Source organism: Verrucomicrobiia bacterium (genome assembly GCA_019694135.1).
Lineage (GTDB): Bacteria > Verrucomicrobiota > Verrucomicrobiia > JADLBR01 > JAIBCM01 > JAIBCM01.
Window position 1 is genome coordinate 101,490 of record JAIBCM010000006.1, and the last position, 12,115, is coordinate 113,604.

7 protein-coding genes and 1 tRNA gene are annotated in these 12,115 nt (G+C 42.2%); 6 read left to right on the forward strand and 2 right to left on the reverse strand.

Features of this window, described 5'->3' with window-relative positions; translation table 11 throughout:
* Positions 1-406: 406 nt before the first annotated feature.
* Positions 407-478 (reverse strand) — tRNA-Asn (locus K1X66_09175).
* 70 nt (positions 479-548) lie between these two features.
* Entirely contained in the window at positions 549-6,065 is a 5,517-nt protein-coding gene (uvrA, locus tag K1X66_09180) for an excinuclease ABC subunit UvrA (GenBank protein ID MBX7158542.1), read from the reverse strand.
* Positions 6,066-6,165: 100 nt separating this feature from the next.
* On the opposite strand from uvrA, the gene K1X66_09185 reads away from it, so the two are divergent.
* The 6 genes from K1X66_09185 to K1X66_09210 form a co-directional block, all read left to right on the forward strand.
* Positions 6,166-9,021 (forward strand): hypothetical protein, encoded by a 2,856-nt coding sequence (locus K1X66_09185; protein ID MBX7158543.1) that lies wholly within the window; start codon positions 6,166-6,168, stop codon positions 9,019-9,021.
* Positions 9,022-9,063: 42 nt separating this feature from the next.
* Positions 9,064-9,297 (forward strand): type II toxin-antitoxin system Phd/YefM family antitoxin, encoded by a 234-nt coding sequence (locus tag K1X66_09190; GenBank protein ID MBX7158544.1) that lies wholly within the window; start codon positions 9,064-9,066, stop codon positions 9,295-9,297.
* Positions 9,297-9,680 carry a type II toxin-antitoxin system VapC family toxin gene (locus tag K1X66_09195; protein MBX7158545.1) on the forward strand — a complete coding sequence of 128 codons (384 nt, stop codon included), beginning with the start codon at positions 9,297-9,299 and terminating at the stop codon, positions 9,678-9,680. Before K1X66_09190 ends, K1X66_09195 begins: the two co-directional genes overlap by 1 nt.
* A gap of 51 nt (positions 9,681-9,731) precedes the next feature.
* Positions 9,732-10,532: an ABC-2 family transporter protein gene (locus K1X66_09200; protein ID MBX7158546.1), complete on the forward strand. Its 801-nt coding sequence runs from the start codon at positions 9,732-9,734 to the stop codon at positions 10,530-10,532.
* 1 nt (position 10,533) lies between these two features.
* A complete protein-coding gene (locus tag K1X66_09205; GenBank protein MBX7158547.1) occupies positions 10,534-11,328 on the forward strand; it encodes an ABC-2 family transporter protein in 795 nt (264 codons plus the stop codon).
* Positions 11,329-11,382: 54 nt separating this feature from the next.
* The coding region (locus tag K1X66_09210) for a hypothetical protein (GenBank protein ID MBX7158548.1) at positions 11,383-12,115 on the forward strand (733 nt) is incomplete at its 3' end.

Below are 12,115 nucleotides of genomic sequence, written 5' to 3' on the forward strand. Positions count from 1 at the left end.
AAAATAATAGAAGGGTTGAGTAAGTTATCTTTAAAAATACATTCGTATCTAATTTAATAGCTTCGGAGATAAGGTTCTAACTTTACTGCAGTTAAATGAATTTTTGTGAAATGAATTGAGAATTAAAAAGAGGGAATTTTCATTTATCAGAATAAGCTTTGCGAATGATGCGAAAACACGGGATCCAACCGAGATGCATCAGAATTCGAAAAAAATTTGTGCCTTCCGGAGCATAGCCGGTTATTGATAAAATTTCAGCAATTGTCGTGATAACAGCATACCACAATGCGGCGAATAAGTGACAGTGCGTTACCCATTTATTAGTAAAATCTTCTTTCTGAATAAAAATACAAATGCTGGCCGGAATGATAAACAAAAAAACTGCAAAAACTTAAAAAGAAAAATGCTCCGGAGGTAGGGCTCGAACCTACGACCAATCGGTTAACAGCCGACCGCTCTACCACTGAGCTACTCCGGAATAGTAGAATGATTTCTTTTAAGCGAACTTTGAGGGAATTTCAAACGATTTATCAAAATAACTAGCTTTTCTAAGGTATATAAGGTTTTAAAAATGGGGCTGTTATAGAATGTTTATGTTTTAAAATTTGTTCTGGAGAACCTTGAGCTACAATTCTTCCACCTCGCTCACCTCCTTCAGGGCCGACTTCAATCACATAATCGGCTTCAGCAATAACATCTAAGTTGTGTTCTATGATAACGACGGTGTGACCACTTTCGATCAGCCGATGCACCACTTCGAGCAACCGTTTTACATCGGCCAAATGTAAGCCAATCGTGGGCTCTTCCAAAAGATAAAGACAATGCCCAGAATTATCTCGCGCAAGTTCAGTGACAAGTTTCAAGCGTTGTGCTTCGCCGCCGGATAAAGTCGGACTGCTTTGTCCGAGGGTGAGATAACCAAGACCTGTTTCCTCTAATAATTTTAAAGCGCGGTGAATTTTAGGATGAGCTTGAAAAAAAATAACCGCCTCTTCAACGGTCATTGCCAAACAATCAGCGATAGATTTGTCTTTGAATTTAATTTCCAGGGTTTCGCGATTGTAACGTTTCCCCTGGCAAACTTCGCACGGCACATGAAGCGTAGGTAAAAAATTCATTTCTATTTTGCAAGCGCCTTGGCCTTGGCACGCATCGCATCGGCCACCTTTGCTGTTAAATGAAAACCGACTGCTCGTGTAACCTCGCACACGCGATTCCGGAAGTTGCGCAAAAAGTTCACGGATTAAATCGAAAATGCCCACATAAGTCGCTGGCGTGGAGCGCGAGGTTTTGCCAATGGGCGATTGATCCACTTCAATGACTTTGGTGATGAGTTCGGCGCCTTCTAGTTTATCCCAAAGTTTTGATGTAATTTTTTTCTTTTTCTTTCGATTTTGCACAGTGTCTTGAACTGTGGGCAAAAGAATTTCACGCATGAGTGTGCTTTTGCCAGAACCGCTAACCCCGCAAAGGACAGTTAAACAATTTAAAGGAATTTTGAGATCGACCGATTTTAAATTGTTCGCACGAGCACCAGTAATTTGAAGCCAAAACGCGTTGTTATAATCACACCGTTTGCCATAAAGTGGATGGGGCAATGGCTCGCCCAATAATGTGCCTGTTACCGATCGCGTGTTTTTTGCAATTTCTTGCCATGAACCTTGAGCCATAATTTCGCCGCCGCGTGTTCCGGCGCCGGGACCGAGATCAATCAAATGATCTGCTTGACGCATGGTTTCTTCGTCATGTTCCACGATAAGCAGCGAATTTCCTTTTGCTTTGAGTTGCTTAAGAATTTTTAGAAGATCAGCGTTATCGCGCGGATGCAAGCCGATCGTGGGTTCATCCAACACATATAGCACACCTTCCAAATTCGAACCCAGTTGCGCAGCAAGTCGAATGCGTTGAGATTCTCCGCCAGATAATGTTTTAGCCGAACGCGCTAGTTGTAAATAATTCAGTCCTACTTGTTCCAAAAAATGGAGTCGCTGCAGAATTTCGGGAACAATATCACGCGCAATTTCTTTAGTGCGACCTTTTAAAGAAAGCGAATCAAAAAAGCGTTTGGCTTCTAAAACTGATAAATGGGAAATTTCGCCAATAGTTTTTCCAGAAAAACGAACTGCGCGTGAAATGGAGTTGAGTCGCTCTCCGTGACATGTGGGACAAATTTTTTGTTCTGAATCCTCGCTCATTTCATATTTGGTTTCACGCTGCACTTCTCGCTCCAAAGCGCTTTCTGCATCGACCGAACTTTCGAAAATGATTCCAAATCCTTCGCAGGTAGGACACCAACCGTGAGGCGAGTTGTAGGAAAATTGGCGAGGATCTAATTCCTCAAACGAGCGCCCACTTTTTGGACAAAAGAGGTGAGTGCTAAGTAAAATTTCCTCTCCTTGAGGTGTCATAACTGAAAATGAGCCGCGCCCATATTTCAAAGAATCATGAATGAGTTGAACGGTTTCGCCGGATTTTTGTTTGCGTAAAAGTGTGCCAGTGAGAACGTCGATGGTGTGCTCGCGATAACGATCGAGCGCTTTAAATTTAGCTGGCTCAATCCATTTTTTATCCACACGCAATAATCGAAAACCTTTCTTTTCGGCCCACCGTGCAATTTCTGTGTGAAAGCCTTTTCGGGCTTTTATGAGTGGAGCCACCACATCCAATGTTTTATATTTTTTTAAAAGGGCATCGATTTGTTTTTGGATTCCGGCAACAGTCTGCCGTACTGCCTTCTCTCCCGTTTCTGGATCGTGTTGCACGCCGAGTTTGGAAAAAAGTAGGCGGATGAAGTGATGAATTTCAGTAACCGTTCCGACCGTGCTTTTGCCACCACCACGTGTGATATTTTGTTCAATGGCAACGGTGGGAGGGATGCCCGTAATGAGATCGACTTCTGGTTTTTCAAATTGTTGAACAAATTGTCGAGCGTAGGTGTTGAGACTATCCAGGTAGCGGCGTTGACCTTCAGCAAACACAATATCAAAAGCCAGAGTGCTTTTGCCGGAACCGCTTAAGCCGGTGATAACAGTCATGTTATCTAACGGAATCTTAAGAGAAATATTTTTGAGGTTGTGATGACGTGCGCCGCGAATCTGAATGGTATTTTCTGTTGGCGATTCAAAACGAGTAGGTGAAGGAGAAAGCCCTTTCTCCTTCAAAATTTTAGAGGAGAAAATGGATTTTAAAAATTTTCCTGTGTGAGAATTTTTTGTTTCGATAACTTGTTCCGGCGTGCCTTCGAAAATAATTTTGCCTCCTTGCTCACCCCCTTCAGGGCCCATGTCGATGATCCAATCAGCGCTTTTGATCACTTCTAAATTATGTTCAATGACCAGAAGAGAATGGCCGGCATCGACTAAACGTTGTAGAACCGTCAGCAAAATTCGGACATCATCGAAGTGCAATCCTGTGGTGGGTTCATCTAAAATCAGTAAATTGCCTTTGCTCTTTTTTTTCTTTTTCGAAGTGGTGGCAGAAAGGTGGCTGACAAGTTTAATGCGTTGTGCTTCGCCGCCAGAAAGTTGATTGAGAGGTTGACCGAGTGTCAAGTAACCTAAGCCGACATCGCAGAGAAGTTGTAGACCCTCAACGATTGTGTGGGCATTGGCTTTTCCACGTGTCGTCATTTCATCCGTTTTTCGAATTTTGAAAAATTCAATCGCCTCATCCAAAGTCATCGCAAGAATTTCAGCAACTGATTTGTCGTGATAGCGCACGCGAAGCACGTGCGGTTGAAAACGTTGACCGTGACATTCGGAACAAGGAAGATAGATGTCGCTAAGAAATTGCATTTCAATTTTTTCATAGCCCATGCCCTGACAACGATCACATCGACCTGTGCCTGTGTTAAAAGAAAAAGCAGAGGCATTAAGACCTTGGCTTTGAGCGGATTCGGTGGCGGCGAAAAGTTCGCGAATGGCATCGTAAATTCCCACATAAAGCGCGGGGTTAGATCGCGGCGTTTTGCTGAGGGGTGATTGATCGACAAGAACGACTTCATTGATCAAGTCCTGGCCGATTATTTTTTTTATTTCGCCTGATTCAGAAACGGCTTCATTGCGTGTTTTTAAAATATTTTTGTAAAGAATGTCGAAGGCTAACGTGCTTTTTCCAGAACCGCTTACGCCAGTGAGGCAAACGAGAGCATTTAAGGGCAATGTGAAGTCGACGTTTTTTAAATTGTGTGACGTTGCGCCGAAAATGGAGATTATATTTTCTTGAGAAATTTTTCTTCGTTTTTGTGGAAGAGGAATGCGTGTGCGATAGGAAAGATAATTGGCGGTTAGAGAATTTTTTTGTGATAAAATTTTTTCTGCTATGCCGGAAAAGACCAAATTGCCGCCTTGTTGACCGCGGCCTGGACCCAGATCGACTAGATAATCAGCTGAGCGAATGATGCTTTCTTCATGTTCAACGACAACAACTGTGTTGCCGAGATCGCGTAGATGATAAAGGATGCGGGTGAGTCGATCCGTGTCGCGCGGATGGAGTCCAATCGAGGGTTCGTCTAAAATAAAAAGGGTGTTTACGAGAGAAGTGCCTAAACACGTGGTGAGATTGACGCGTTGGATTTCGCCGCCGGAAAGTGTGCGTGTTGCGCGATTGAGCGTGAGATAGCCGAGGCCCACTTCATTGAGATAAGTTAAGCGTGTTGTGATTTCTTTAATCAATAAAGTGTTAGCGTCATCTAGTTTGGGAAACAGCGAAAGTTGTTTAAAAAAGTCGAGTGCATCATGGGTTGATAGAGCATTGATTTGTGCAAGAGATAAAGCATGGTGTGGGGTGATTAATTTCCAGTTCAATGTTTCCGGTTGAAAGCGGCCGCCATGGCAGACAGGACAAGTTTGGTAAGCGCGATAACGCGAAAGTAGAACGCGCACATGCATTTTGTAAGTTTTTGTTTCGAGCCAATCGAAATAACCTTTTACGCCATACCAACCGCCTTTTTGCCAAATTTCTAAACGTGAAAGGGTTGAAGGCTCTCCTTCAAGAATGAATTTTTTTTGTTCCGGCGTGAGCTGTTGATAAGGAATGTCGGTCGAAATTTTATGTTTTTTGCAAGCGCGTAGGAGGTCGGCTTGGCATTCTTGGGAATGGCCAGTTCGAAACGGTTTAATCGCGCCTTGTGCAAGAGCTTTTGTTTTGTCGGGAATCACGAGATCGTAATCGATTTCGATGGTGCGACCAAAACCGTGACATGTGGGACAAGCGCCAAGCGGATTATTAAAGGTAAAGAGAGCGGGAGTGGGTGCGCGAAAATCTAAATGGTCGTAAGGACAGTGCCAGCGATTGCTATAAAGGAGGGGCTGATCTTCGACCTGCTGATTATTCAATCGATAAATCGTGATTAGACCTTTGCCGAAAGTAAGCGCATGTTCGAGGGCTTCGATTAGGCGGGTGTTGGATGAGCTTTGATCTAGCTTGATGCGGTCTTGGATCAAAATTAACTGGTTCGATTTTAAAAGGCCGTTTTGTTTTTGGGCTTCTTCCAGTCGTAAGATTTGATTTTGCCAAAGAAGTCGTCGAAATCCTTGGGTTTGAACGAAATTGAGTGCTTCGAAAAGTGGAGTGTTTTCTGGAAAGGATAAGGTGAAAGTGATGAGGATTTCCCGATTTTTTAGTGCGGGATTGGAGAGTAAGTTTTGCGCGATTGTTTGGGCGTTACTGGGCTGAATTTCACGTTGGCATTGTGGGCAGTAAAGGTGAGCTAAGTTGGGGAAAAGCTGTTTTAAATAATCGGCAATTTCAGTCATTGTACCCACGGTGCTGCGGGTAGTGCGAATGGGATTGCTTTGTTCGATGGCAATGGCCGGTGGAATGCCTTCGATGGATTCGACTTGTGGTTTGTCCATCCTTTCCAAAAATTGTCGTGTGTAAGGCGAGAAGGTTTCGACGTAGCGTCGCTGACCTTCGGCATAAAGCGTTTCAAATGCTAAAGAGGATTTTCCCGAACCACTGGGGCCGGTAATGACTGTTAAAGTGTGATGAGGAATTTCCAGATCAAAATTTTTCAGATTGTTCTGGCGAAGACCTTTTAAACGAATGTAAGAGTTGTGATTTATTTTTTTCACGTTTTTCAACAGAATCTAAAACGTAGACAAGTTAGAAGATCTGTAAAATAAAAGCGGTAATTTGTGAAAACTTTGTTAAGTTATGAGAGTTATGAAAAAGTTGTTTTTTTTGATGGGAATTATTTCATTTTTTGCCATCACAGTTTTACCTTTGCGAGCGCTTGTTAATCAAAAATTAAATCACCCATTGTTGCCGGGTCAAAAGGTGGCGAATAGTCCTCTATTTACTTCAGCCGACAGGATTGTTTATGGTGTTAATGAAAATGTGATTAATGAGTATGTAGGACTTTTTAGCGTAGATTTTCGTTTGGGTCCGAGTTCGGTGACTAATTTAAATGGACTTATGATTCCTGGGGGAAGCATTGTAGATTTTTTGATGAGTTCCAACGGAAACCAAGTAGTATTTAAGGCGTTTAAAGATAGTTTGAATTCATTTGAGCTTTACAGTGTTCCAACAGTTGGCGGTCCAACGATTAAATTAAATGGGCCTTTTGCGCCAAGCCAAGATGTGTTGGATTTTTTAATCAGCCCAGATAGTTCGCGTGTGGTTTATCGTGCTGATCAAGATGTGAATAGTTTGTTTGAGCTCTATAGCGTTCCGATAACGGGCGGTCCCGCGACTAAGTTAAATGGTCCTATGATGGGTGATGCGCAAGCAGAATTTAGGGTGAGTCCAAATAGCAGTAGAATAGTTTATCTCGCGGATCAGGATGTGAGTGGGCTCTATGAACTTTATAGTGTTCCTTTGACGGGTGGGAATGTCATCAAGCTAAACGCCCCTTTGGTTTTTAATGGGGATGTTTTAGGTGATGATGCTTCTGGCCCGGGATTTGCAATCAGTCCTGATAGTTCGAGTGTTATTTATCGAGCGGATCAAGAAATTAATACCTTTTACGAATTGTATGTTGTGCCAATTACTGGTGGATTAGTAACTAAGCTAAATGATGCTACAGTAACAAATGTGGCTAATTTTCAAATTAGTCCAAATAGTAGTAGAGTTGTTTATCGCTCTGTCATTTCAACCAATCTTTTCGGATCGGGAAATCTTTATAGTGTTCCAATGATGGGTGGTGCATCAATAAAAATTGGAACAGCGGTGCTGCCTTTTGTGATCAGTCCCGATGGTAATCGAGTTCTTTATAATGGGGATACTAACAATAATAGCACTTTTGAACTTTATAGTGTGCCCATGCTGGGAGGATCTGCGGTGAAATTGAATGGGCCTATTTTGCCCAGCCCACTTTTTCTTCCTTGTGTCATTAGTTTAGATAGTAGTCGAGTTATTTTTAACACTGACCAAACCACAGATGATGTATTTGAGCTTTATAGTATTCCTATCGCAGGAGGGCCTACTACGAAGCTAAATGGACCTTTAGTTTCGAGTGGGGATGTATTAACCGGATTTAAAATTAGCCCCGATGGACAGCGAGTTATTTATCGTGCGGATCAAGATACTAATAATGTGATTGAACTTTACAGCGTTCCAATTTTGGGTGGAAACATCACTAAATTAAATGGGCCTTTGGTTGCTGGAGGTTTGGTTTATCCTATTTCGCCTATCCCATATGTTCATCCTGCTGGTGGACCGATTATTTATGTGGCAGAACAAGACACCGATAACGTAAGAGAACTTTATGTGACATTTAATCCGCCAATAATTACTAGTCCGACCAATGCCGTGACATGGGTAGGAAGCAATTTTAACTATACCATTACAGCCGACAACGGACCGATTTTGGGGTGGGGAGTAAGCAATTTGCCGGTTTGGGCTAGTTTTAATAGCAATGTTATTAGCGGAGTGCCTGATATGGTGAGCACTAACTTTATCACCTTAAGCGCAACTAATGTGGATGGTGTGGGTAGTGCTATATTAAGATTAATAGTTAACCCGACCAATGGTGGCACTAATAATATGTTGCCACCTGTGATTACGAGCGCTTTAAATGTAACCAGTGTGGTGGGTGACAATTTTCAGTACACTATTACAGCTGATAATGGACCGATTACTAGTTTCGGAGCGGCTAATTTACCAAACTGGGCAAGTTTGAATAATGATATAATCAGCGGAGTGCCTAGCGCAGCGGGTATGTTTGCTATCAATTTATTTGCCACTAATGCGGCAGGATTTGATAGTAAAATGTTAAACCTAACCATCAATCCAGTCATTACCAACCCACCACCACAAACCAATAATATTCCCAACAGCATTGTTGAATTTACTGGAGATTTTGATGGCGATGGAACATTGGATTTGTTGGCACAGAAAAAGAAGAAAGTGACCTTAATTACTTTTCCCGCGAGCGGAGTCGATACGACAAAGAATTTAATCCTGGGCAAGAAAGATAAAGTGGCAGCGGCTAATGTGATTAACTCTAACAACGCCTTAATTGTGAAAAACAAAACAGTAGTAAAAGCAGTTTTAGTGGATAGCAATTTTGCAGTGATTAAAACGATGACCCTTGGTAACTTGACCAGTCCAAAGATTAAAGTCAAAGCCAGCGGAGATGTGAATGGCGATGGGTTAACGGATATTATTACCCAACAAAGAAAAGTCATAGGGGCGTTACTGTCACCCAACTATAATGCTGTAACTTTGGTTAACACAAAGAGTGCAGCGCCAAAAGTGGTGGGAGTGCTAGCGAGGATTGGTGATAATGGTGATGCAGTAAGTTCTTTGTTATTGGCTAAGGGCAAGAAATTATTCTTTTACGATATTCCGACCAATGTTCCGTTTATTGTTGGAGAGGAAAATGAACCTCAAGTGAGGCCAGTCTTTGATAAGAAATATAAGGTAAGAGGAGTTGTGGCGGGAACGAATGTGGCAACGGCTAAGCTGATTATTAGTAAAGGTAAGAAGATAGGCATTATAAATTATGGAACAACCACATTGGGCGTGCCAGTGTTTAAGACGACTAGAAAATTGGGCAAAATTGTGGGGCCGAAGTAGCTTTGACTTGAATTAACCAACTAGTTGAATAAACTAGTTTGTATGAAGATAAACGAAGTGGGTGCATTTGAGGCAAAGACGCATTTATCAGCTTTATTGGAGCAGGTCCAGCGTGGGAAACGTTTTTATATTACCAAACGCGGCAAGTGCGTGGCGGAATTGGGGCCTCCGCATCATGAAAAAAAATTGCCACGTAAAGCAGGTTGGTTGAAAGGTAAAATCTGGACGTCGCCTGATTTTGATGATCCGATTCCGGCTATGGAGGAGTGTTATTGATGGACATTCTTATCGACACACATGTTTTGATTTGGTTTGCGGAAAAGCATTCGAATTTAACGCCAAAGGTCCAAAGGTGGTTAGAGAACGCGGATAACAAAGTTTTTTTAAGCGTGGCGAGTTTATGGGAGATGGCGATAAAGGTGAATATAAGTAGGTTAAAACTTTTAGTTCCATTTGAAACTATGGTAGAACAGTTGCCACAAATGGGGTTTGAATTAATGCCTATTGAATTGAAGCATGTGACGCGTTTTTCTTCGTTGCCCTTGCATCATAGCGATTCGTTTGATCGAATGTTGGTGGCGCAGGCAATGGAAGAGAAATTGAATTTGGTTTCGTCGGATCGTTCGTTGTCGCGTTATGGCATTAAAGTTATGTGGTAGGATCATTTAGATATTTAGTAAGCGGAGCGCTTGCTCTACAAAAATTGATTTATGATAGCGCGTTATTGGCATGTTTTTTTAATTGGATTTCAGAATGCGCTGGTTTATCGCTGGAATTTTCTGTTGCGTTGCTGTTTTTCATTGGTGCCTTTGTTGGGAACGATTTTCTTTTGGGGCGCGATTTATCAAGGCAAAGGCAATGTGGGCGGTTATTCTTATGAGGGAATGATCAGTTATTTTGTGGCGTTGCTGGTGTTGGATGCTTTGACGTCGCCGACAGAGGATGATTTTCAGATTGCTGCGGATATTCGTGAAGGGATGATGAATCAGGTTTTGTTGAAACCGGTGAATTATGGGGCATATCGGCTGGCGCTTTATTTTTCGGGTCGGATGGTTTATGCTATGAGCACTATTATTCCTGTAGGGATGGCCGTGTTTTGGTTGAGAAGTCGTTTGAATTGGCCGAAAGAGATCGATGTTTGGTTATTGACGGTTTTAGCGGTTGTGGGTTCGGGTTTTTTACAGTTTGCGATTACGTTTTGCACGGGGCTTTTGGCGTTTTGGTTATTGGATGTGGGCGGGGTGATTTTTATTTTGTTTGGTTTAGAATATGTTGCGGGAGGCCATGTTTTTCCATTAAATTTATTGCCTCAACCGTTTTATCAAGTGGCGTTGCATTTGCCTTTTGCTTATGAATATTATTTTCCGATTGCGGTTTTTGGCGGGCAGTTGTCGGAAGGTGAATTGTGGCGAGGGTTTTTGTTGCAATGGATTTGGATTGGGTTGGTGAGTGTATTGGGATGGGTCACATGGAGGCAAGGACTGAAAAAATATACGGCTGTGGGAGGATGATATGGGATGGAATCGTTATCTAAAGATTTGGTTGGCGCAGATTCGTTATTCCATGGTACGCGAAATGATGTTTAAAGCGAATTTTTTGCTTTGGTTGGGCACGGAGACGATGTGGTTTTCGTTGCAGTTGATTTTTGTAGAGGTGGTTTATGGGCATGTGGAGGAAGTGGCGGGATGGAGTCGTTATGAAATGATTTTGTTAGTGGGGGTAAATCATTGGATTCAACAGCTTTTTCAGGCGTTTTTTATGGTGAATTTTTTCAATTTGCCTGAGTTAATTCGGACGGGAAAACTGGATTTTTATTTGGCGCAGCCGGTGTCACCGCAATTTCTGGTTAGTACGCGATTGTTCGAGCCAGGAGCGCTCATTAATGGGGCTTTGGGCTTGGGCGTTTGTGGTTACGCAATTTTACATTTAGGATTATCGATTACACCTTTGGGTGTGGGTTTGTTTATTTTATTAACCGGTTTTGGAGTGATAATCCATTATAGTTTACTGTTGGCACTGGTGACGTTTTCTTTTTGGATTGTTCGCTCGCAGGGGTTGATTTATGGGTATTATAATTTGTTTCAAATTTCGCGTTTGCCACGACAAGCTTTTAAGGGGATGGTGCGTATTATTTTTACATTTGCTTTGCCGATGTTATTGGTGGCAAATGTGCCGAGTGAAGCTTTATTAGGTCGAGTCAATTGGAATTTGCTAGGGGTTATGGCAGGTTTGGCTATTTTATTTTTTTTAGGAACCCATCTACTTTTTAATCGGGGTTTGCGAGCTTACGGGAGTGCGAGTTCTTAATTTATCGTGGATCTCTTATTGACATGCTAATAGCTTCATCTCATTATCATAAACATGAAAAAAATAATCGTTTTAGGGCTTTTAGCCTCTTTTTGGACATGGGAAGCAAAGGCAGTTATTAAATTGAATCAAACTTTTTCGGCGAATGGTTTTGCTGGTACTCCTCAATTTGCTAATAGTGATAATAAGAGGGTCGCTTTTTTTGCTGATCCAGGCGCTGTAGCATTTGTTGAACTTTTTGGCGTGGATTACACTCTTGGTCCGAGTTCGGTGACCAATTTAAGCGCTCCCTTGGTTATGAATGGGAATGTGGTGGATTTTCTAGTTTCTCCCGATGGTAACCGAGCGGTCTTTCGCAGTGATAAAGATACCGATGATGTTTTTGAACTTTATAGTGTTTCTATGACGGGGGGGGCCATTACAAAGCTTAATAGCGCTTTAGTTGCCAATGGCGATATACTTGCAAATTATCAAATTAGTCCAGATAGCGCACGAGTGGTTTATCGAGCTGATCAAGATACAGATGGCATTTTTGAGTTATATAGCGCACAGATAGCGGCCACAGGCAGTACAAAATTAAATAATGCATTAGTAGCTGGTGGAAACGTATTTAGTTTTCAAATCAGTTCTGATAGCGCCCGAGTGGTATATTTAGCGGATCAAGATACTGATACCGTGAATGAACTTTACAGTGCGCAGATTGCAGCGACAGGCAGTACAAAATTAAATAGCGCTTTAGTGGCCAATGGGGATGTAGCGGGAGGTTTTCAAATTAGCGCGGATAGCG